This is a genomic window from Massilia sp. CFBP9026, from assembly GCF_034045165.1.
Taxonomy (GTDB): Bacteria; Pseudomonadota; Gammaproteobacteria; order Burkholderiales; family Burkholderiaceae_D; genus Telluria; species Telluria arenae.
The window spans coordinates 300056-322745 of sequence record NZ_JAXCWH010000006.1; the positions used below are offsets into that span (position 1 = coordinate 300056).

Here is a 22690-nt window from a genome sequence, read left to right on the forward strand (position 1 = left end):
ATCTGTAACTTGCTGTTTTACTGAAAATATCGAAGACTTAATCGTGCTGACGGTCTGGTTTCGGCCAAAAGCGGTCCTTCCTAGTGTCGCAATCCAAAGCCTAGGCTGGCGAGGCAACGACATTGAACCATCCAGGCGTGGCTTCAATGACAGCCCACAGCTTGTGAGGAATGCGTGCCGATGCCACGTCAGCGGCAGAAATGGCCAGGGGGATGTCGCTGTCGCGACCGGTGAGCGCATCAGCGACCCAGTCTGGGTTGATCACGAGGCCTTGACCCACGGCTACCAGCGATAGGCCCTGATTCAACGCGTTTTGAGCCTGCCGAGGCGTCTTGATTTGGCCTGCTGCCACTAGCGGAATGCGCCCGTCGATGTGGTCGTGCAGTATGCTGACAATCGTCGCATCGGGGCGGCTTTTGGCCGGTTTCTGATCTAACGCGCTACCTAGCGATACATGCAGGTAGTTAATACCGGCGTCGACCAGACTGGTTACCAGCTGGAGCGAATCAGCCAGCTGCAGGCCGCCTTCGAACTCTTCCTCGACCGTGATGCGATAGCCCAGCGCGAATGGCTTATGGGCGTGTTCGGCAATCTCTGCCTTGACTGCCGCAACCACCGCAAGGGGAAAGCGCATGCGGTTTTCCAGCGAACCGCCCCATTTGTCCGTGCGGACGTTGAAATGCGGAGAGAAGAAATTCTGTAGAAGGAAACCGTGGGCGCCGTGCAGCTCGATGCCATCGAAACCGGCGACGATGGCCCGGCGAGTGGCTGCGGCGAAAGCATCGATGACTTCCATGACTTCGTTGTCTTCCAGTGCCCGTGGGACGATGGCGCCCGCGAACGGTCCTGCATGGCCCGGCACTGCGCTGGCAGCGATAACATCGCCCACCAGCTCTGGCAGCGTTTTCACTCCTGCATGGAAAATCTGCAGGATGGCCGGAGCACCTCCGCTTTTGGCCGCCGTGGCCAACTTACGCAAGCTTGGAATGAAGGTGTCGTCATAGGCGGCAAACTCACCGGTGAATCCCACGCCATTTGACTGCACGTGAGTGCAGCCAGTGATGACGAGACCGACATCCTTTGCCCTGCAGCGATAGTACGTATCTTCTTCGTCGGAAATGGTACCGTCGTCGTTGCTGGCCCAGGTAGTCATCGGCGCCATCACAATCCGGTTGCGCAGGACGAGATCCGGCATGAGCGCCATTGGCGCGAATAGTTTTGGGTGTTTCAAAAAGTTGTACCTTGATATAGATGAGGCGCAATTTATGCGCGGCGCCCAGCGAATCAGATCGTGTAGTCGATCTTCACGTCATTAGCTGCGGTCAAGTGCAAGCGCTGAGCACCAAGGTTTCCGGCAGGTCAGCCTCGGTGCGCGTGCCTAGAAAGAACACGATGTACGGGCTCTGCGCTATTAGCCAGGCCAGCGCTACCTGCGACGTTAAGCGAGGGTGCGGGTAAAAAATGGGGTCAGTTTGGCCATCGCCAGGCCGACTCCCGGTCCGTCGTACAAGTCCATGTGCGTGGCACCCGGGATCAATGCCAGGTCTTTCTTCCCCGGAGCCTTCGCAAACAATGCCTTGCTGTGCCACAGCGAGCCGGCTTTAGTGCCGGCGACAATCATGATCGGCTGGGTCAGTGTTTCGACGCGGTCGAAGCCGGTAAAAGAAATCATGTAGTTGGCACTGGTAAGCAACATCTTGTTGGGTGCGTTCTTGTGCTGGCCGCGTGGAGTCAGGTAATAGTCGGCTGCTTGCTGGAGATCGTACGGGGCCGAACGATCGCCCACGGCAGGCACATAAGGGATATACACCGGAGCGGCGCCGCCCGCTTCAGCGGTGCGTTGTTGGGCTGCAGCGTCCAGGGTCTTGAGCTGGTCAGCGATCTTTCCCTTTCCATCCCAGCCCTGACGAAATGCCGCGCCGACGTCCACAGCACTGACAGTACCGATAGCCTTGATACGACGATCGGTCGACGCGGCCTTGACGCTCGCCCCACTGCCGGCGCAAATACCAAGTGCGCCGATGCGCGTGTCATCCACGTACGCGAGGGTCGTCATGTAGTCAACAGCGCTATAGATGTCACCCACGCGGCGCATTGGGTCGTCCAGGAAGCGTGGCATGCCGCCACTGGCGCCTTGGTGCGACGCATCGAACGCGAACGTGACGAAGCCCTGTTGCGCCAATGCCTTCGCATACACGCTGGCAGTCTGTTCCTTCACGCCGCCTCCTGGATGCACCACAACGATTGATGGGTATTTGACGCCCTCCTTGAATTTTTCCGGAAAGAACAGGATACCGGCCATCGTAATGTCATTGTTCTGGAACTGGACGTCCTGTGTCCGGATTCCACTAGCCGTTTCAGTCGTCGTCGGGGGAGTGGCAGCGAAGGCACCAATCGACAGCATGGCGGATGCAGTGGCAACTGCGCTACCGGCCAGAACCGAGCGGCGAGTTGCATCTGGTTTGTACATGTTCGTGGATTCATGTTTCATCGATTTTCCTTCGGCATCGCAGTAGAGTTGATCAGTGACATCCACTATAGCCGCGACTCGCTTGCTAGATTAGCCCCTATAATGTGTGTGAGCCTATAACGTGGAGTAATGAATGCGTCGGGAAGAAATGGCCGATTTGACGGTGTTTCTGGCGGTAGCCGAGGCGCGCAGTTTCACGCGTGCAGCTGCCAAGCTCGGGCTGTCGCAGTCGGCATTGAGCCAGATCGTGAGACGGCTGGAAGAGCGCCTCGGCATGCGTCTGCTGACCCGCACGACACGCAGTGTCGCGCCGACCGAGGCTGGTGAACGGTTGATCGACACGCTTGCCCCTGCGCTCGATCAACTTGATGCCAGCCTAGCCGCGCTCAGCGAGCTGGGTGGGAAGCCGACGGGCACCATTCGCATCACCTCGGTCGAGCACGCGACGAAAACTGTCCTCTGGCCGGTACTGAAAAATTTCTTAGCGCAGTACCCTGAAGTGAAAGCTGTCATTACCTCAGATTACGGCCTGGTCGACATCGTGGCCGAACGTTACGACGCCGGCGTTCGCATGGGCGAGCATGTCGACAAGGACATGATTGCCGTGCGCATCGCGCCGGACTTCCGCGCAGCCATCGTTGGATCACCTGCTTACTTCAAGAACCATCCGATACCGAAAACACCGCAAGAACTCATTGCGCATCAATGCATTAACCTGAGCCTGTCGGCATCACGGGGCCATTACGTCTGGCATTTCATCAAAGAGGAGCGCGAATTAAAGGTACGCGTGGATGGCGCCGTCGCCTTTAACAGCATCAGCATGTTGAAAGACGCAGCATTGGCTGGATTTGGCTTGGCATACCTTCCAGAGGACGAAGTCCAAATCTGCATTAAGGAAGGCAGCTTGGTAAGGGTGCTAGAAGACTGGTGCCCATTGTTTCCCGGCTATCATCTTTACTACCCTAGCCGCAGGCAGCAGGCGCCCGCATTTGCATTGTTTGTGGAAGCCCTTAGGCATAACGCCACGCAGAAATGAGCATTAACACCCTCTGAACGCTCAGATGGTCGCGGCAATGTCTGCTTTGGGTCGGATCCGGCCCTTCGTGAAAGCGTGTGACTTTTCGCTCGTGACAAGCTGCTATCCTGATCTCAACGGCCGCGGTGGCCAGCGCTAGCGTCGACGTCGCCGCCATGCTCGCACCTTCCGGTCCATCAGGCAATCGTTCCACTGTCTTGCTCACTCGTCTGCCTGCGCTATGCCGAACGGCTTCGTCGGGCGCTCCCTGGCCGGCTACTGGCCGCACAGTTGTTGCGCCGCCAGGAGGCGGGGCGGCGGATCGCAGCGGCACAGGCACAGGTCGCCGTCGAGCGCATATTGCCTGCCGTCGTGGCGCGCCGACAGGCGCGGGCCGTCGAGGCCGATGATGCCCGTTGTTCCGCAGACGGGGCAGGACACCTGGTCGCCTTCGAGCGCGACCTTCACGCCATCGAGCGCCAGCAGCGAGCTGGCGGAGGTGACGGTGCCGCCAGCCGTCGTGGATGCGCCGAGCGTGATGTAGTAGCGCGTTGCCATTGTCCACTCCTCGTATGCAAGGATCCAGCATAAGGATGGACCGGCTGGCCGTTTTTGACAACTCATAAAAAAAGCCCCGCCAACGACGCGGGGCTTTCGGGTCAGCATCTACGCTGGATCACTTGTCCGTCACCTTGAAGTCGCCATACGGTTTGAGCTGCTCCTCGAGCTTGGACGGATCGCCGACCACCACGATCGACTGGTTGTCGGGCGCGAAATACTTCTTCGCCACGGCGCGCACCTGCTCCGGCGTGACCTTCTGGATCTTCGGCACGTACTCGCCCAAAAATTCCGGCGGCAGGCCGACCAGCCAGTTGGCGGCGAGGGTATTGGCGACCGAACGCTGCAGCTGGTTGCTGAGCAGGTAGCCACCCGCGACATAGCGCTTGTTCATGTCCATCTCCTTGGCCGGCACCAGCTCCGAACCGAGGCGCTTGTACTCCTTGAAGTACTCCTCCAGCGAAGCGCCGGTGACTTCGTTGCGCACGTCGGCGCCGCCCACCATCATGCCGCCCGCGCGGCTCATGCGCGCGCCGGCCGAGGCGCCGTAGGTATATCCCTTTTCTTCGCGCAGATTGGTGTTGATGCGGCTCGAGAAGCCGCCGCCCAGGATGGTGCTGGTCAGGCGCAGCGGGATCTGGTCCGCCGCGCTGGCCGCGATGCCGGGACTGCCCAGGCGCAGGGTCGACTGCACGCTGCCGTCGCGCTTGAGCAGGATGCGGGCCGGCTTCACATTCGTCGCCGCCGCCGTGGTGTCGGGCAGGGCCGCGCCGCTGGCCTTCCAGTCGCCGAACGCCGCCTTGGCAAGCTTCATGGCCTCGGCTTCGGTGATGCGGCCGGTCACCACCAGCAGCGCGCGGTCGGGACGGAAGCGCTTCGCGTGCTCGGCGCGCAGCATGCCGGCGCTGACGGCGTTGATCGACTCGACCGTCGGGTCGGTGCGGCCATAAGGGTGGTCGGCATAGACCGCCTTCTTGATTGCGCGCTCGGCGCGAAAAGCCGGTTGGGTCTCGGACACGCGCAGCGACTGCAGCGCATTGGCCTTGGCCAGCGTCACTTCGTTCTCGGGGAAGGACGGCTGGCGCACGATCTCGGCCATCAGGTTCAGCATGCCGCTCGCCTGCGAGGCGAGGGCGTTGCCCGAGACGATGATGCCGTCGGCGGCCGGGCTGGCCGCCACTTCGCCGCCCATGCCCTGGGCCGCTTCGGCGATCGCGCGCGAATCGCGCTTGGCCGTGCCTTCGTTGAGCATGCCGGCCAGCATGGCGGCAAAGCCGCTCTGGTTCGGCGCGTCGGCCGCGAAGCCGGCGCCGCGCAACGCCAGCACATAGTCCACGCGCGGCAGGCCCTCGCGTGGAACGACCCATACGGTCAGGCCGTTGGACAGGGTCTCTTTGGCGATCCTGGGCGCCGGGATCGATTTTTCCTGGCCGTAGGCAGGCATGCCTGACGGCGGCTTGACGTCGGCGGAATATGCCGCCGGCGCAAATGCGAGAGAAACGGCGACTGCGAGCATCAGTTTGTTCATGATGCGCTCCTTATTTGGTGTTGGTGGCGGCCGAGGCAGTCTTGGCCGCCTCGATCATGGCGGCCGGCTTGCGGTCGATGACGGTGCGGTTGGCCGGCACCAGGTAGGTCTTGACCGCGCGCTGGATATCGCTCGAGGTCACGCCCTCGATCCAGCCCGGGATCTTGTTGACCACATTGGCGTCGCCCCACAAGACCTGCAGCTTGGCCATCGTGTCGGCGCGGTTGACGAAGCTTTCCAGCTTGTTGTTCCAGTCGGCCAGCATGCGCGTCTTGACGCGCTTCAGGGTCGCGTCATCGACGCCATCTTTCGCGATCTTGGCGATCTCTTCGTCCATCGCCTTGAGCACGGCGTCGGCGCTGCTGTCCGGCTTGTACAGCGCGAACACGGTCATCAGGGTCGGGCCGTTGTATTCCCACGGACTGGTCAGGCCGAACATGGTGTCGACGTTGAGGGCGATCTCGCGGCCCTTCACCAGGCCCTGGTAGAACAGCGAGGCGTCGCCGCCGCCCAGCAGCTCGGCCAGCACCGCGATCGGCGCCTGGTCGCGGCTGCCGCGCTCCGGCACCTTCCAGGCCGCCGCGACGGCAGGCACCTGGGCCAGGGCGTCGCTTTGCTCCAGCCGTTTTTCGGCGGTGCCCAGCGGCTCCGAGAAATCGGTGCCCTTCGGCACCGGGCGCGCCGCGATGCCGCCGAAGTATTTCTGGGCCAGGGCGAAGCCCTGCTGCGGCGTGATGTCGCCGGCGATCGCCAGCACCGCATTATTGGGGCCGTAGTAGTCGCGGTGGAAGGCGCGCACGTCGTCCAGGCTGGCGTTTTCCAGGTCTTCGAAGCTGCCGTAGCCGTCGTGGTTGTTTTCCCATTTCTGGAAGGCGTGCTGGCTGATGTCGATCCACATGAAGCCGCCGTAGGGCTGGTTCTTGACGTTGACGCGGATCTCTTCCTTGACCACGTCTTGCTGGTTCTTCAGCGTCGTGGGGTTGAAGTCGAGCGTCTTCATGCGGTCGGCTTCCAGCCACAGGATCGGTTCCAGGCTCGAGGCCGGGGCGGTCTCGATGTAGTTGGTGAAGTCGGGACGGGTCGAGCCGTTGTTCCAGCCGCCGCCGGCAGTGATGGTGGTGTCGAACACGCCCTTCGGTGCGTTCGGCGTGCCCTGGAACATCAGGTGCTCGAACAGGTGGGCGAAGCCGGTGCGGTTACGCGGCTCGAGGCGCATGCCGACGTGGTAGACCACCGAGACGCCGACGGTCGGCGAGCTGCGGTCTTCCGACACGATGACGGTCAGTCCGTTGTCGAGTTTCTTGGTATTGACCGGCAGGGTCCACTGGTCGCTTGGGGCGGCGAAGGCCGACATCGACAGGGTGAGCCCGGCCATCAGGACAGGTAATTGGCGCATGCGCATGGAAACCTCATGATGAATGGTAGGGCGATGGCGCCATGGCGCCACCGGCGGCTCATCTTAGCGCAATGGCATGTTGATAAGTGGTCTTTTTATTGTGCCATCGCACGGCTTATGCCTGTCCATGCCGATGTCATGCAGACGGCATCCATCCGCGGCGTGTGCATTTCGGGTGGCGATTCGTGCAGTTCGTCGCATGGGCCATCGACCCGCTTGGCTTTCAGGCTATAGTTGCAACATGACAAGTCCCGGCGCCAAGCCGGCGCAAGAATTTACTGGAGAGAATGGATGAACCACCTGATCAAGCTGGGCGCCGCCATTGCCGTGCCGTGCGCCTTGTTCTGGGCGGCGATCGGCGTTGCCGAGGCCGCCCCGGAGATGAGCACCGAGACCCGCCCGATCGACGCGCGGGTAGTGCGCGTCAAGCTTGAGGGGCTGGGCGACCTGAAGATCCGGCAGGGCGCGACCCCGGCCCTGGTGCTCACCGGCGATGCGCGCCTGCTGTCGCGGACCACGACGTCGCAGAAAGGGGATACCCTGAACATCGAGACCGAGGGCCGCAATTCCGGCTTCAGCTTCGGCCGCTCGTCCGGCCTGCAGGCCGAACTGGTGCTGCCGAACCTGCAGGCGGTGTCGTCGGAAAGCCTCGGTTCCACCACCGTGAGCGGCTTTGCCGGCGAAACGCTGAGCATCAACCTCGATGGCGCCGGCTCGATGTATGTATCATCGTCAGAATACCGCACCATCAAGGCCAGCCTGGGCGGCGTCGGCAACCTCAAGATCCAGGGCGTGAACAGCGAGCACGTCGACCTGAGCCTGGGCGGCGCCGGCTACGTGACCCTGAGCGGGCGCAGCAAGAACCTCAGGGCCGAGCTGGGCGGACTGGGAGGGCTGGACGCCCAGGCCTGCATGGTCGATTCGGTCACGCTGGATTTATCGGGCCTGGGCAACGCCACCGTCACTGCGCAGCGCAGCGCCAACCTCGCGCTGTCGGGCATGGGATCGGTGACGGTGTTCGGCAAGCCGGCCAACCGCAAGGTCGCCCTCGATGGCCTGGGCAAGGTCAACTGGAAATAACGATCCAGATTCTGTGCACGAGACATGAAAAAAATACTCCTTGTGACGCTGCTTGCCATCGGCCTGCAATTCGGCCTGCAGGCGAGCGCCCGGGCCGGCTTTGCGGAGGGCGCGAGCGCCTATAACGCCCGCAACTATGCGCTGGCACTGAAAGAAATCACTCCGCTGGCCAAGGCCGGCGATCCCGACGCCCAGCACCTGCTGGGCCTGATGTACTACATGGGCCGCGGCGTCACGCGCGACTACAAGCAGGCCTTCGCCTGGCACCTGAAGGCGGCCGGGCAGGGCAAGGCCGACGCCCAGTACGTGGTGGGCGCCATGTATTACACCGGCAACGCCGTGCCGCAAGACCAGAAGCATGCGGTGAGCTGGTTCCGCAAGGCGGCCGAGCAGGGCAATCCCGACGCCCAGCACGCGCTCGGGCTGATGTACCGCTACAGCGTGGCCGGCGTGCCGCAGGATCCGGTGCTGGCCTATATGCTGTACAACCTGGCCGCGGCCGGCGGCCACCGCAACGCGGTCGAACAGCGCGCCGCGATCGGCAAGAAGATGACGCCGGAACAGGTCGAGGAAGCGCAGGCCTTGTCGCGCACCTGGAAGGCGGGGACGGCCTTGCCGACCGCGTCGAAGACGGGCGCCAATCCGTAGGCGTTCAGCGGCGCGGCAGCGTCAGCGGCATCGCCTCGCCCAGCGCCTGGTAACCACGGTCGTTCGGATGCAGGTGGTCGCCGCTGTCATAGGCCGGCAACAGCCGGCTGGGGCGCGCCGGGTCGCGCAGCACGCGGTCGGCGTCGAATACCGCGTCGAACTCGCCGCTGCTGCGGATCCAGGCGTTCACCGCCTGGCGTAGCGCATCCTTTTCAATCGAGTAGCGGGCCGCGCCTTCGAACGGCGCCAGCGTGCCGCCGACCACGGCGATGCGCGCGGCATGGGCGCGCGCGATCAGCTGGCGATAGCCGGCCACCAACTCCTCCAGCGTGAGCGGATTGGCCGCCGAACTGTGGCCGATATCCTCGATGCCGATCATCAGCACCAGCTGGCGCACGCCGCTGGTGGCCAGCACGTCGCGTTCGAAGCGGGCCAGGGCGCTGCGTCCGGCCAGCGGGTTGGCCGGGTCGTCGCCCAGCAGGCGGTTGCCTTTGACGCCGCGGTCGATCACGCCAGGGCGCGTACCGGCATTGCGTTCGGTCTGCAGGCGCCGCGCCAGCACGTCGGTCCAGCGCCGGTCGGCGTCGCCCAGTACGACGACGGTGCCTTGCATGCCATCGACTTCCAGCGCCGTCAGGAAAGGCCAGGCCGCGATCGTGCGTTGGACCGGCAGGCTGGCGCTGGCGGTATGGTCGCCGCTCGAGGACACATAGCCGGTCTGGCGCGCCTGGACGTGCACGGTGGCCGCCTGCACGGCGCCCGGCAGGTACAGGCTGACGGCCACCTGCGCGAGCGGCGCCAGGTTCAGTTCGACGGGATCGGACAGCGCCGGCGCGCCGGCCGGGATCGTCACGCCGGCGCGCCCGCCAAAGGTCAGGGCGCGGTCGGTGCCGGGCGCCAGGTCCGAACCCTGGGCGCGCAGGCCGATGCGCGCCGCGCCGATCCGCAGCGGTGTCGACCCCAGCTCGTTCGACAGGCGGATGCGCACCCGGTTGCCGCCCACGCTGGACTGGACGATCAGGCGCAGGGTCTGGTTATTGAAGGCATGCAGGCTGGCGTCCGGCGGCGGTCCGGCCGGCGCCGCGCCCCAGCTCGCGGTCCAATGGCTGGTGTCCCATGATTGGGCCATTGCCGGCTGACAGGCCAGCGTGATGGTGACGGCCAGGGCGGACAGAAAACGGTTCATGTGCAGCTCCTCGGGCGCCCATGCGATAAGCATGAGCTCGTAATGACAATCTAGCGGCGATACAGGATGTGGAAAAGATGGCAAGCCGCCGCATCGTTGCGCGATATCGAAGCCCATTTTGATTGTGATTCCAACAAGAAAATTCCAGCCATCTAAAGTTAGCCGTAAGCGATCTGGCGAACTGAGCGGAGCGCCGATGGGGTCCAGCATGGTGCCTGGATACATCGATGAGGAGATGACGATGGCGGATGTTGAATTGACGATGACGACCCAGGTGCCGGTCTCGACGCAGGAGGCCTGGGCCTGGTCGACCTCGCTCCAGAGCGTGCGCGCCGAAATGCGGCCTTTGCTGAAGCTCGTCTTTCCGAAAGGGATGACGGATATCGGCGCCAATACCATGCTCGGCAAGTCGCTGGGCCGCTGCCAGTTCCTGCTGTTCGGTGTGTTTCCGGTCGATATGTCGAAGTTGACGTTCACCGAGATCGTGCCGGGCCATCGCTTCGTCGAGCAGTCGCAACTGCTCTCGATGCACGCCTGGCGGCACGAGCGCGTGATCACGCCGGCTGCCGACGGCCGCGGCGCCCTGATTACCGACCATCTGAAGTTCTCGCCCCGTTTCGCCACCCCGGTCGTGCGTGCCATGGTCAAGCTGCTGTTCGCGCACCGTCACAAGATGCTGGCGCGTGCGCTGGGTGCGCAAAGCCAGGAAATTGCCCAAAACAGAGATGGAAGGGCGCGCCGGGACAGGTCCGCGTGGTAGGCTTCGGCTTCGACTCACGCGCGCGCGCCTGTCAATACAGTGGCTATGGCGCGGCGACCATTTGGAGCATGTATGTTGATTGCCACTCACGGCGGCAAATTCCACGCAGATGATGCGTGGGCGGTCGCCGTCCTGAAGGTGCTGTTCCCCGAGGCGGACGTCGTCCGCACCCGCGAACAGGCCAGGATCGATGCCGCCGACTTCGCGGTCGACGTCGGCGGGGTCTGGGACCCGGCCACCGGCCGTTTCGACCACCACCAGAAGGAATTCGACGCCACCCGCGTGTCCGGCGTGCCCTATGCCAGCGCCGGCCTGGTCTGGCGCGATTACGGCGCGCGCTGCGTCGCCGCCCTGGCCGAGCGCCATACCGGCGAGCGGCTGAGCGACGACACGGCCCAGCAGATCGCCTACGCAATCGATGCCGACATCGTGCAATACCTCGACCTGTCGGACGTCGGCGTGGCCAAGAATGCGCCGGGCAGCTATGGCTTGTCGGCGGTGGTGTCGGGCTTTAATCCCGGCTGGCTCGACGAGCAGCGCCTGGGATATGGCGAGGCGGTCGAGGTCTACCGCATGGGGCAGTTCATGCGCGCCGTCGAGTTCCTGACCGACATCATGGGCAATGCCGTGCGCTACCGCGTCGGCGCGATGCTGGCGGTGACCCAGGTGCGCCAGGCCGAGGTGCTCGAAGACGGCAAGCTGCTGTTCCTCAAGAATGCCGCGCTGCCCTGGAGCAGTGTGGTGCGCAAGGAGATGCCGAAGATCCTGTTCGTCATCAGCCACAGCCTGACCGAGCAGCGCTACATGCTGCACACGGTGTCGGTCGACACCGAGAGCTTCGATGCGCGCGCCGACCTGCCGGAAGCCTGGGCCGGCCTGCGCGAAGCCGAGCTGGCGGCCGTCACCGGCGTCGAGGACGCCGTGTTCTGCCATACCGGCCGCTTCATCGCTGCCGCCCGCAGCTATGCCGGCGCCCTGACCATGGCGCGCCAGGCGCTGGCGGCGGTGGAGGCGGGCGCATAAGGCATTCACGGCGGCGCGCAAGCCGGGCCCGACTCCCGTACAATTACGGTTTTGCTAACACGGGAGCAATCAACCATGCGCGCCATCGAAATCACTCAGCCCGGCAAGCCGGAAGTCCTGCAGCTGTGCGAGCGCCCGACGCCGGTCCTGAAGGCCGGCGAAGTGCTCATCAAGGTTCACGCGGCCGGCATCAACCGGCCCGACGTGCTGCAGCGGATGGGTAAATACCCGGTGCCGCCCGGCGCCTCCGACCTGCCGGGCCTGGAAGTGGCGGGCGAGATCGTCGACGGCGACCTGGAAGGCAGTGACCTCAAAAAGGGCGACCTGGTGTGTGCGCTGGTGCAGGGCGGCGGCTATGCCGAATACTGCGCGGCGCCGCTCGAACAATGCCTGCCGGTGCCGCAAGGCCTGAGCGCGCTGGAAGCGGCGACCTTGCCGGAAACGTATTTCACCGTGTGGAGCAATGTATTCGACCGCGCCCGCCTGTCCGAGGGCGAGAGCCTGCTGGTGCAGGGCGGCAGCTCGGGCATCGGCGTGACCGCGATCCAGCTGGCCAAGGCCCTGGGTCACCGCGTGTTCGCCACCGCCGGCAGCGCCGACAAATGCCGCGCCGTCGAGGCGCTCGGCGCCGACCGCGGCATCAATTACCGCGACGAGGATTTCGTCGCCGTGGTCAAGGAACTCACGAACGGCAAAGGTGTCGACGTTATCCTGGACATGGTTGCGGGCGACTACGTGGCGCGCGAGATCGATTGCCTGGCCGACGACGGCCGCCTGGTCGTGATCGCGCTGCTGGGCGGCGCGCGCGCCAACGTCGACATGGGGCAGGTGCTGCGGCGCCGCCTGCACATCACCGGCTCTACCCTGCGGCCGCGTCCGGTGGAATTCAAGGCGGCGATCGCGCAACAGCTGCGCGAACATGCCTGGCCGCTGTTTGCTCAGGGCAAGATCAAGCCGGTGATCCACCAGGTTTTCGCCCTGGAGCAGGCGGCAGAGGCGCATGCGCTGATGGAATCGAGCACCCACGTCGGCAAGATCGTGCTGCAGGTGCAGCCTGGCTGAAGGGTAGGGAAAAGGGGCGTGCCGGCGGGGCCAGGACGGTCTCGCGGGGACGCAGTGGCGGCGGTTTCCAGGCAAAAAATCAACGAGCTGAGCAGCTCAGCCTGTGTTTGACCGCCATATGATCGACCGCTAGAATAGCGGGTTATTTGACATGGGGTAGTATGCGTCCCAAACTCGTCGTAGGTAACTGGAAGATGAACGGCAGCCGTGCAGCCAATGCACAGCTGCTGCAAGGTATTCTCGCTGGATTGGACGATACAGGCGCCGCGAGCGCCGTCTGCGTCCCCGCTCCCTACCTCTTTCAGTGTGAACAACTTCTCGCAGGCAGTTCGATGGCCTGGGGCGCGCAAGACGTCGCGACCGAGCCGTGCGGCGCCTTCACCGGCGAAGTCTGTTCCTCGATGCTGCAGGATTTCGGCTGTCGTTACGTGATCGTCGGTCATTCCGAGCGCCGCGCCTACCATGGCGAGTCGAATGCGCTGGTAGCGAGCAAGGCCAAGGCGGCGCTGGATGCCGGCCTGACCCCGATCGTGTGCGTCGGTGAAACGCTGGACCAGCGCGAAGCGGGCGCTACGCAGGACGTGGTCGGCGCCCAGCTGGATGCGGTGCTGGAAGCGGTCGGCGCCGATGCCGTGCCGAAGCTGGTGCTGGCCTACGAGCCGGTGTGGGCGATCGGCACCGGCAAGACGGCGACGCCGGCGATGGCCCAGGAAGTGCACGCCTTCTTGCGCCAAAAACTGCGCAACTGCAACGCCGAGGCGGCGGAGAACGTACAAATCCTTTACGGCGGCAGCATGAAGCCGGAGAATGCAGGCGATCTGATGGCGCAGCCGGATATCGATGGCGGCCTGATTGGTGGGGCGGCCTTAAAGTCGAGTGATTTCCTTGGGATTATTCGGGCCGCGTAAGCGCGCAGCATAAGATTTGGCTATAGGTATCACGAATTTTCGAATCTTTTGAAAATATAAGAAATTTAAAAACGTTGTTTTAAACTTGGAATGGAATTGCAATGATCTGGTTCAATTTGATTATCGTCGTGCAAGTTGTTTCGGCCCTGGCCATTATCGGCCTGGTCTTGATGCAGCACGGTAAGGGCGCCGATATGGGCGCGGCCTTCGGTTCGGGCGCCTCGGGCAGCCTGTTCGGCGCCTCGGGTTCGTCGAACTTCCTGTCGAAGTCGACCGCGGTCGCGGCCGCCATCTTCTTCGGTTCGACCCTGGCCCTGGCCTATATCGGCAACAGCGGCAGCGGCGAGAGCGGCGGCGGCGTCATGGGCCGTGTGACCGTGCCGTCGAGCCAGGCGCCAGCTACTGGCATCCCTGGCGGCGCTCCAGCCCAGACCGCACCGGCCGACGTGCCGACCCTGCCGGCCAACAGCGCCGCACCGGCCGCAGCCATTCCGGCAACCCCGGCAGCACCAGCGCCAGCCACGCCAGCGCCGGCCGCTCCAGCCAAGTAATGGGGTAGGGCGCGGCAATCGCGCCACACTTGTTGTTCATAAACGCGCCGTTCTACGGCGCGTTTGTGTTTTTAGGCGTAGAATGCTGCGGCGCGTGGCTAAAGTATCAAGCCACGTGGTACGTGACCCTGGAATATTGACACGTACCGTGTTTAGCAGTGCGGTCTGTTGGCGTAAATAATTGATGAGCCATCGATTATTCGGCGATGTGATTCAAAAAATTCGCAAATATCCTTGTGATTGCGCAATTTGAGCATTGATAAGTAATGCTAAGGCAGGGTAAAATACTGGTCTCCAGCCGACGTGGTGAAATTGGTAGACACGCTATCTTGAGGGGGTAGTGGCGCAAGCTGTGCGAGTTCGAGTCTCGCCGTCGGCACCAAAATTTAGAAAGAAAGCCAGCAAGGGCGCACGAGTTTTTCCTCATGCCTGAGCTGGCTTTTTTACGAGGATCGTCGTCCGGTCCTGGTGGCAGGCTTTAAGCCAGGTTCGCACGATTCGGTGCTGCATCCCCGCAGCATTTCATTAACCGATCGTTCAGGAAGCTTCAGCTGTGAACCTCGAAAATTATCTCCCCGTTCTTCTCTTTATCCTGGTTGGCATCGGTGTCGGTGTTGCCCCGCAGGTGCTCGGTCGCCTGCTCGGTCCGCACAAGCCCGACGATGCCAAGCTGTCCCCGTATGAATGCGGCTTCGAAGCGTTCGAAGACGCACGCATGAAGTTCGACGTCAGGTACTACCTGATCGCGATCTTGTTCATTTTGTTTGATCTGGAAACGGCATTCTTCTTCCCATGGGGCGTCTCGATGCGCGAGCTGGGTTGGACCGGTTTCATCACGATGATGGTGTTCATCGCCGAGTTCGTGGTCGGTTTCTGGTACATCTGGAAGAAAGGTGCCCTTGATTGGGAATAAGCCATGGCAATTGAAGGCGTATTAAACGAAGGTTTCATCACCACCACAGCCGACAAGCTGATCAACTGGGCGCGTACGGGATCGATGTTCCCGATGACGTTCGGTCTGGCCTGCTGCGCGGTCGAGATGATGCACGTGGGCGCGGCCCGCTATGACATGGACCGCTTCGGTATCGTGTTCCGTCCATCGCCGCGTCAGTCCGACGTGATGATCGTCGCCGGCACCCTGTGCAACAAGATGGCGCCGGCGCTGCGCAAGGTCTATGACCAGATGGCGGAACCGCGCTGGGTGATCTCGATGGGTTCCTGTGCCAACGGCGGCGGCTACTACCACTACTCGTATTCGGTGGTGCGCGGCTGCGATCGCATCGTCCCGGTCGATGTGTACGTGCCAGGCTGCCCGCCGACTGCCGAAGCTCTGCTGTACGGCATCATGCAGCTCCAGAACAAGATCAAGCGCACCAATACCATCGCGCGCTAAAAACGGACGGCGTACTCCATGACGACAAAACTCGAGACCCTTGAACTCGCCCTGAAAAATGCATTGGGCGAGGGCGCCGCTATTTCCGCGGCGCTGGGCGAAGTGACGGTGGTGGTCAAGGCCGCGGACTACATCAAGACGATGCAGCTGCTCCGCGACGACAGCACCCTGGCATTCGAACAGATGATCGACCTGTGCGGCGTCGACTATTCGACCTATGGCGAAGGCACCTATGAAGGCCCGCGCTTCGCGGTCGTGGTGCACCTGCTTTCCCTGGCGAAGAACTGGCGCGTCCGCGTGCGCGTGTTCTGCCCGGACGACGACATGCCGCTGGTCGAATCGATCACCGGCATCTGGCGCGCCGCCAACTGGTTCGAGCGCGAAGCGTTCGACATGTTCGGCATCCTGTTCGACGGCCACGGCGACCTGCGCCGCATCCTGACCGACTACGGCTTCATCGGCCACCCGTTCCGCAAGGACTTCCCGATCTCGGGCTATGTCGAAATGCGCTACGACCCGGAACAGAAACGCGTGATCTACCAACCCGTCACGATCGAGCCGCGCGAGAACATCCCGCGCGTGATTCGCGAAGAGACCTACGGGACGAAATAATGGCTGAGCTTAAGAACTACACCCTGAACTTTGGTCCGCAGCACCCGGCAGCGCACGGCGTGCTGCGCCTGGTGCTGGAACTGGACGGCGAAGTGATCCAGCGCGCCGACCCGCACATCGGCCTGCTGCACCGCGGCACCGAGAAGCTGGCCGAGACCCGCACCTACCTGCAGTCGGTGCCGTACATGGACCGCCTCGACTACGTGTCGATGATGTGCAACGAGCACGGCTATGTGCTGGCGATCGAAAAGCTGCTCGGCATCGAAGCGCCGATCCGCGCCCAGTACATCCGCACGATGTTCGACGAAGTCACCCGCATCCTGAACCACCTGATGTGGCTCGGCGCGCACGCGCTGGACATCGGCGCCATGGGCCCGTTCCTGTACTGCTTCCGCGACCGCGAAGACCTGTTCGACGTCTATGAAGCGGTGTCGGGCGCGCGCATGCACGCGGCCTACTACCGCCCGGGCGGCGTGTATCGCGACCTGCCGGACACCATGCCGCAGCACAAGCAATCGCCGATCCGCAGCGCCAAGGCGATCGCCGAGCTGAACGAACACCGCCAGGGTTCGGTCATCGACTTCCTGGACGCGTTCACCAAGCGTTTCGATGGTTATGTCGACGAGTACGAGACCCTGCTGACCGACAACCGTATCTGGAAACAGCGCACCGTCGGCATCGGCGTTGTGTCGCCGGAAGACGCGAAAGCCATGGGCTTCACCGGCGCCATGCTGCGCGGTTCGGGCATCGCCTGGGATCTGCGCAAGCACCAGCCTTACGCCGCCTACGACAAGGTCGAGTTCGACATCCCGGTCGGCACCAACGGCGACTCCTACGACCGCTACCTGGTGCGCGTGGAAGAACTGCGCCAGTCGAACCGCATCATCAAGCAGTGCCTGACCTGGCTGCGCGCCAACCCGGGCCCGGTGATGATCGACAATAACAAGATTGCGCCGCCGAACCGGATGGACATGAAGTCCAATATGGAATCGCTGATCCACCACTTCAAGCTGTTCACCGAAGGCTTCCACGTCCCAGAGGGCGAGGCGTATGCCGCGGTCGAGCACCCGAAGGGCGAGTTCGGCATCTATATCGTCTCCGACGGCGCCAACAAGCCATACCGCCTGAAAATCCGCACTCCGGACTATGTCCACCTGCAGAGCCTCGACGAGATGGCACGCGGCCACATGATCGCTGACGCGGTGGCCATCATCGGTACCCAGGACATCGTGTTCGGTAGTATCGACCGGTAAGAGGAAGGGCAGAGAAAAACTATGTTATCCGCGCAGTGCTATCAAAAAATCGATCGCGAGCTGGCCAAGTACCCAGCCGATCAACGCCAGTCGGCCGTGATGGCTTCGCTGGCCCATGCCCAGGTCGAACTGGGCTGGTTGTCGCCTGAAACCATGCAAGAGATTGCCGACTACATCGGCATGCCGGCCATCGCCGTGCAGGAAGTGGCGACTTTCTACAATATGTTCAACATCAAGCCGGTCGGCCAGCACAAGATCACCGTGTGCACCAACCTGCCATGCGCCCTGTCGGGCGGCGAACGCGCGGCCCAGCGCATCAAGGACGCGCTCGGCATCGACTTCCGCGACACCACCGCCGACGGCAAGTTCACGCTGATGGAAGGCGAGTGCATGGGCGCCTGCGGCGACGCACCGGTGATGCTGGTGAACAACCACCGTATGTGTTCGTTCATGAGCGACGCCAAGATCGACGCCCTGCTTGAGGACCTGAACAAATGACCAGCCTGCACGACCGTCACATCAAACCGCTGATCCTCGCCAACCTGAACGGCGAAAACTGGCACCTGGCCGACTACGTCAATCGTGGCGGCTATTCGGCGCTGCGCCGCATCATCGAAGAAAAGATCACCCCTGAGCAGATCATCGCCGACATGAAGGCCTCGGGCCTGCGTGGCCGCGGCGGTGCGGGCTTCCCGACCGGCCTGAAGTGGAGCTTCATGCCGCGCCAGTTCCCGGGCCAGAAATACCTCGTCTGCAATACAGATGAGGGCGAACCGGGCACGTTCAAGGACCGCGACATCATCCGCTACAACCCGCATGCGCTGATCGAAGGCATGGCCATCGGCGCCTACGCGATGGGCATCACCGTGGGTTACAACTACATCCACGGCGAGATCTTCGAAGACTACCTGCGTTTCGAAGAAGCGCTGGAAGAAGCGCGCGCGGCGGGTTTCCTGGGCAATAACATCCTGGGTTCGGAGTTCAGCTTCCAGCTGCACGCCCACCACGGCTACGGCGCCTACATCTGCGGCGAAGAAACCGCGCTGCTCGAATCGCTGGAAGGCAAAAAAGGCCAGCCGCGCTTCAAGCCGCCGTTCCCGGCCTCGTTCGGCCTGTACGGCAAGCCGACCACGATCAACAACACCGAGACCTTCGCGGCCGTCCCGTTCATCCTGAACATCGGCGCCGAGAACTACATGGCGTTGGGCAAGCCGAACAACGGCGGCACCAAGATCTTCTCGATCTCGGGCGACGTCGAGCGTCCAGGCAACTACGAAGTCCCGCTGGGCACGCCATTCGCGACCCTGATGGAACTGGCTGGCGGCATGCGCGGCGGCAAGAAGATCAAGGCCGTCATTCCTGGCGGTTCGTCGGCGCCGGTCGTTCCTGGCGATCTGATGATGCAGACCGACCTCGACTACGATTCGATCGCGAAAGCCGGTTCGATGCTGGGTTCGGGCGCCGTCATCGTCATGGACGAGACCCGCTGCATGGTCAAGTCGCTGCTGCGCCTGTCGTACTTCTATTATGAAGAATCGTGTGGCCAGTGCACCCCGTGCCGTGAAGGCACCGGCTGGATGTACCGCATGGTCCATCGCATCGAGAACGGCCAGGGTCGTCCGGAAGACATGGATCTGCTGAACAACATCGCCGACAACATCAAGGGCCGCACCATCTGCGCGCTCGGCGATGCGGCTGCGATGCCAGTCCAGGCGATGATCAAGCACTTCCGCCAGGAATTTGAATATCACATCGAGCACAAGCACTGCCTCGTGCCCGCATACCTTTAAACCAGGTCAGGTAACGATCAAATGGTTGAAATCGAATTAGACGGCAAGAAAGTCGAAGTCCCACCGGGTTCCATGGTGATGGACGCCGCAAACAAACTCGGCACCTATATTCCACACTTCTGCTATCACAAGAAATTGTCGATCGCAGCGAACTGCCGCATGTGCCTGGTCGAAGTGGAGAAGGCGCCCAAGCCCCTGCCAGCATGCGCCACGCCCGTGTCGCCAGGCATGATCGTGCGCAGCCACAGCGACAAGGCCGTGCAGGCCCAGAAGTCGGTGATGGAATTCCTGCTCATTAACCACCCGCTGGATTGCCCGATCTGCGACCAGGGCGGCGAATGCCAGCTGCAGGATCTGGCCGTCGGCTACGGCAAGAGCGGCTCGCGCTACGAAGAAGAAAAACGCGTGGTGGCTCCGAAAGAAGCGGGCCCGCTGATCTCGATGGAAGAGATGTCGCGCTGCATCCAGTGCACCCGTTGCGTGCGTTTCGGCCAGGAAGTGGCCGGCGTCATGGAATTCGGCATGCTGGGCCGCGGCGAACACTCCGAGATCACCACCTTCGTCGGCAAGACCGTCGACTCGGAAGTGTCCGGCAACATGATCGACCTGTGCCCGGTCGGCGCGCTGACCAGCAAGCCGTTCCGCTACTCGGCACGTCCTTGGGAACTGCAGCGCCGCAAGTCGGTGTCGCCGCACGATTCGCTGGGCGCCAACCTGATCGTCCAGGTCAAGGGCGGCAAAGTCATGCGCGTGCTGCCGCTCGAGAACGAAGCGGTCAACGAGTGCTGGCTGTCGGACAAAGAGCGTTTCTCGTACGAGGCGCTGGACAATGCCGATCGGTTGACCCGCCCGATGATCAAGCAGGACAACAGGTGGATCGAGACCGAGTGGTCGACCGCCCTTGAATATGTTGCTCACGGCCTGCGCAATATCCGCCACGAGCACGGCGCCGACAGCCTCGCGGCCGTCGCCACCGCTCACTCGACGGTGGAAGAACTGTACCTGCTGAACAAGGCCTTCCGTGGCTTCGGTTCGGAGAACATCGACTTCCGCCTGCGCCAGAGCGATTTCGCGCTGGACGGCCAGGTGACCCCATGGCTGGGCATGCCGATCGCGCAACTGTCGACCCTGAAGCGCGCCCTGGTCATCGGCTCCTTCCTGCGCAAGGATCACCCGCTGGTCACCACCCGCCTGCGCGCCGCCAGCAAGGCCGGCCTGCGCCTGTCGGTGCTGGGTGGCAGCGATGAAGAACTGCTGATGAAGGTCGCCCACAAGCTGGTCGCCGCACCGAGCGATTGGCTGGTCGCCCTGTCGGAAGTCGTGGTCGCCATCGCCGCCGACAAGAACATCGCCGTGCCGGCCGGTTTCGAAGGCATCGAAGCGTCGGAGCACGCGCGTGCCATCGCCGCCTCGCTGGTCGTCGTCGGTGACGTCGAAGTCCCAGGCGCTATCCTGCTGGGCAACGCCGCTGCACAACACCCGCAAGCTTCGCAGATCCACGCCGCCGCGCAGTGGATCGCCGAGCAGACCGGTTGCTCGTTCGGCTACCTGGTCGACGCCGCCAACACCGTCGGCGGCCACCTGGTGGGCGCTGTCTCGGGCAAGAAGGAATCGCTGTTCGCCACGCCGAAGAAAGCCTATGTGCTGCTGAACGCGGAACCGGAACTGGATGCGGCCAACCCGCAACAAGCCGTCGCCGCCCTGAAGGGCGCCGAGATGGTGGTCGCGATGTCGGCCTTCAAGCACGGCATGGATTACGCCGACGTGCTGCTGCCGATCGCGCCGTTCTCGGAAACCTCGGGCACCTTCGTCAACTGCGAAGGCCGTGCACAGAGCTTCAACGGCACCGTGCGTCCACTGGGCGATGCGCGTCCGGCCTGGAAAGTGCTGCGCGTGCTGGGCAACCTGCTGGGCCTGACCGGCTTCGACTACGAGACCTCGGAATCGATCCGCGACGAAGCCTTCGGCAAGGGCAATACCGATCTGTCGGCCAAGCTGAACAACGTGGCGAGCCTGGTCCCGACCGCGGGCAGCTATGCCCCGGCCGGCCAGCTCGAGCGCCTGACCGACGTGCCGGTGTACTTCACCGACGCGCTGGCCCGCCGTTCCGAGCCGCTGCAGCGCACCGCCGACGCGAATGCGCCGCTGGTCACGCTGTCGACGTCGGTCGCCGAATCGATCGGCGTCACTGCCGGCGACAAGGTCAAGGTCACGCAAGGCAACGGTTCGGCCGTCCTGGTCGCCAGCGTCGACAAGACCCTGCCGTCGAACGCGGTGCGTGTCGCCGCCGGCCATCCGGCCGTCGCCACGCTCGGCGCGATGTTCGGTTCCATCCAAGTTGAAAAAGCAGGGGAGGGCAAGTAATGGCAACGCCCGGTTACATCGATTCATTCAACGCCGGCGGCGCCGACCTGCTCGGCCCGGTCTGGCCCCTGGTCTGGACCATCATCAAGATCGTCGCGGTGGTCGCACCGCTGATGATCGCGATCGCCTACGCCACCCTGTGGGAACGTAAATTCATCGGCTGGATCCAGATCCGTATCGGCCCGAACCGCGTCGGTCCTGGCGGCCTGCTGCAGCCGATGGCCGATGGCCTGAAGCTCTTGATCAAGGAAATCGTGATCCCGGCCAAGGCGAACCGCAACCTGTTCATCATCGGCCCGATCATGACCATCATGCCGGCGCTGGCCGCCTGGTCGGTGGTGCCGTTCGGCCCGCAATTCGCGCTGGCCGACGTCAACGCCGGCGTGCTGCTGCTGCTGGCGATCACCTCGGTCGAAGTCTACGGCATCATCATCGCCGGCTGGGCCTCGAACTCGAAGTACTCGTTCATGGGCGCGATGCGCGCCTCGGCACAGATGATCTCGTACGAAATCCCGATGGGCTTCGTGCTGGTGGTCGTGCTGATGGTCTCGGGCACCCTGAACCTGTCGGGCATCGTCGCCGGCCAGCAAGTGGGCATGTTCGCCGACATGGGCATCAACTTCCTGTCGTGGAACTGGCTGCCGCTGTTCCCGCTGTTCATCATCTATCTCGTGTCGGGCCTGGCCGAGTGCGGTCGTCACCCGTTCGACGTGATCGAAGGCGAATCGGAAATCGTGGCCGGCCACATGGTCGAGTACTCGGGCATGTCGTACGCGATGTTCATGCTGGCCGAATACGGCAACATGATCCTGATCGGTACCCTGGCTTCGCTGTTCTTCATGGGCGGCTGGTCGGCGCCGTTCGCCTTCCTGGAAGTGGGCGGCACCATTGGCGGCTTCATCGGCTTCTTCTGGCTGTTCCTGAAAGCCTTCCTGTTCGTGACCTTCTTCATCTGGGTCCGCGGTACCTTCCCACGCTACCGCTACGACCAGATCATGCGCCTGGGCTGGAAAGTGTTCATCCCGCTGACCCTGATCTGGCTGGTCGTCGTTGCCGTCTGGATGCAGACGCCGTGGAATATTTGGAAGTAAGG

General features: G+C 63.1%; 22 protein-coding genes and 1 tRNA gene. 17 read left to right on the top strand and 6 right to left on the bottom strand.

Features of this window, described 5'->3' with window-relative positions; all coding sequences use genetic code 11:
• Positions 1-100: 100 nt before the first annotated feature.
• The gene (locus SOM28_RS16860; protein WP_267876044.1) at positions 101-1231 is read right to left on the bottom strand and encodes an NADH-dependent flavin oxidoreductase; all 1131 of its coding nucleotides are present in this window, start codon (positions 1229-1231) and stop codon (positions 101-103) included.
• A 207-nt stretch (positions 1232-1438) separates the two neighbouring features.
• Positions 1439-2491, bottom strand: a complete 1053-nt coding sequence (locus tag SOM28_RS16865; RefSeq protein WP_123068063.1) for an alpha/beta hydrolase — start codon at positions 2489-2491, stop codon at positions 1439-1441.
• Between the two features lie 112 nt (positions 2492-2603).
• On the opposite strand from SOM28_RS16865, the gene SOM28_RS16870 reads away from it, so the two are divergent.
• Positions 2604-3506: a LysR family transcriptional regulator gene (locus SOM28_RS16870; protein ID WP_312518510.1), complete on the top strand. Its 903-nt coding sequence runs from the start codon at positions 2604-2606 to the stop codon at positions 3504-3506.
• A 255-nt stretch (positions 3507-3761) separates the two neighbouring features.
• On the opposite strand, the gene SOM28_RS16875 is transcribed toward SOM28_RS16870, so the two are convergent.
• The 3 genes from SOM28_RS16875 to SOM28_RS16885 form a co-directional block, all read right to left on the bottom strand.
• On the bottom strand, positions 3762-4043 hold the full coding sequence (locus SOM28_RS16875) for a PAAR domain-containing protein (protein WP_123067859.1): 282 nt from the start codon (positions 4041-4043) through the stop codon (positions 3762-3764).
• 118 nt (positions 4044-4161) lie between these two features.
• Positions 4162-5571, bottom strand: coding sequence for a M16 family metallopeptidase (locus tag SOM28_RS16880; protein ID WP_123067860.1), 1410 nt, complete (start codon positions 5569-5571; stop codon positions 4162-4164).
• 10 nt (positions 5572-5581) lie between these two features.
• On the bottom strand, positions 5582-6967 hold the full coding sequence (locus SOM28_RS16885) for a M16 family metallopeptidase (protein ID WP_320468793.1): 1386 nt from the start codon (positions 6965-6967) through the stop codon (positions 5582-5584).
• 291 nt (positions 6968-7258) lie between these two features.
• On the opposite strand from SOM28_RS16885, the gene SOM28_RS16890 reads away from it, so the two are divergent.
• A complete protein-coding gene (locus SOM28_RS16890) occupies positions 7259-8047 on the top strand; it encodes a GIN domain-containing protein (protein ID WP_123067862.1) in 789 nt (262 codons plus the stop codon).
• A 24-nt stretch (positions 8048-8071) separates the two neighbouring features.
• Positions 8072-8695 carry a tetratricopeptide repeat protein gene (locus tag SOM28_RS16895; RefSeq protein ID WP_320468794.1) on the top strand — a complete coding sequence of 208 codons (624 nt, stop codon included), beginning with the start codon at positions 8072-8074 and terminating at the stop codon, positions 8693-8695.
• A gap of 4 nt (positions 8696-8699) precedes the next feature.
• On the opposite strand, the gene SOM28_RS16900 is transcribed toward SOM28_RS16895, so the two are convergent.
• Complete coding sequence (locus SOM28_RS16900; protein WP_320468795.1) at positions 8700-9881, bottom strand: GDSL-type esterase/lipase family protein; 1182 nt, start codon at positions 9879-9881, stop codon at positions 8700-8702.
• 241 nt (positions 9882-10122) lie between these two features.
• Here SOM28_RS16900 and SOM28_RS16905 point away from each other — a divergent pair, with 241 nt between their 5' ends.
• The 14 genes from SOM28_RS16905 (at position 10123) to nuoH (ending at position 22688) form a co-directional block, all read left to right on the top strand.
• Positions 10123-10641, top strand: coding sequence for an Rv1443c family protein (locus SOM28_RS16905; RefSeq protein ID WP_320468796.1), 519 nt, complete (start codon positions 10123-10125; stop codon positions 10639-10641).
• Between the two features lie 72 nt (positions 10642-10713).
• Entirely contained in the window at positions 10714-11664 is a 951-nt protein-coding gene (locus SOM28_RS16910) for an MYG1 family protein (protein WP_320468797.1), read from the top strand.
• Between the two features lie 75 nt (positions 11665-11739).
• Positions 11740-12726, top strand: coding sequence for an NAD(P)H-quinone oxidoreductase (locus SOM28_RS16915; RefSeq protein ID WP_320468798.1), 987 nt, complete (start codon positions 11740-11742; stop codon positions 12724-12726).
• A gap of 161 nt (positions 12727-12887) precedes the next feature.
• Complete coding sequence (gene tpiA, locus SOM28_RS16920) at positions 12888-13634, top strand: triose-phosphate isomerase (protein WP_320468799.1); 747 nt, start codon at positions 12888-12890, stop codon at positions 13632-13634.
• Positions 13635-13735: 101 nt separating this feature from the next.
• Positions 13736-14185 (top strand): preprotein translocase subunit SecG, encoded by a 450-nt coding sequence (gene secG / locus SOM28_RS16925; protein ID WP_123067869.1) that lies wholly within the window; start codon positions 13736-13738, stop codon positions 14183-14185.
• A gap of 297 nt (positions 14186-14482) precedes the next feature.
• Positions 14483-14567, top strand: a tRNA-Leu gene (locus tag SOM28_RS16930).
• Between the two features lie 171 nt (positions 14568-14738).
• Positions 14739-15098, top strand: a complete 360-nt coding sequence (locus SOM28_RS16935) for an NADH-quinone oxidoreductase subunit A (RefSeq protein ID WP_109347068.1) — start codon at positions 14739-14741, stop codon at positions 15096-15098.
• A 3-nt stretch (positions 15099-15101) separates the two neighbouring features.
• Entirely contained in the window at positions 15102-15578 is a 477-nt protein-coding gene (locus tag SOM28_RS16940) for a NuoB/complex I 20 kDa subunit family protein (protein WP_005666428.1), read from the top strand.
• An 18-nt stretch (positions 15579-15596) separates the two neighbouring features.
• Positions 15597-16190, top strand: coding sequence for an NADH-quinone oxidoreductase subunit C (locus tag SOM28_RS16945; protein ID WP_320468800.1), 594 nt, complete (start codon positions 15597-15599; stop codon positions 16188-16190).
• Positions 16190-17443 (top strand): NADH-quinone oxidoreductase subunit D, encoded by a 1254-nt coding sequence (locus tag SOM28_RS16950; protein ID WP_123067871.1) that lies wholly within the window; start codon positions 16190-16192, stop codon positions 17441-17443. Before SOM28_RS16945 ends, SOM28_RS16950 begins: the two co-directional genes overlap by 1 nt.
• A 21-nt stretch (positions 17444-17464) precedes the next feature.
• Entirely contained in the window at positions 17465-17941 is a 477-nt protein-coding gene (nuoE, locus tag SOM28_RS16955; RefSeq protein ID WP_147933134.1) for an NADH-quinone oxidoreductase subunit NuoE, read from the top strand.
• Positions 17938-19233, top strand: coding sequence for an NADH-quinone oxidoreductase subunit NuoF (nuoF, locus tag SOM28_RS16960; protein ID WP_123067873.1), 1296 nt, complete (start codon positions 17938-17940; stop codon positions 19231-19233). Before nuoE ends, nuoF begins: the two co-directional genes overlap by 4 nt.
• A gap of 21 nt (positions 19234-19254) precedes the next feature.
• Entirely contained in the window at positions 19255-21597 is a 2343-nt protein-coding gene (gene nuoG, locus SOM28_RS16965; protein WP_320468801.1) for an NADH-quinone oxidoreductase subunit NuoG, read from the top strand.
• Positions 21597-22688, top strand: coding sequence for an NADH-quinone oxidoreductase subunit NuoH (nuoH, locus tag SOM28_RS16970; RefSeq protein ID WP_123067875.1), 1092 nt, complete (start codon positions 21597-21599; stop codon positions 22686-22688). Before nuoG ends, nuoH begins: the two co-directional genes overlap by 1 nt.
• The last annotated feature ends 2 nt before the right edge of the window (positions 22689-22690 follow it).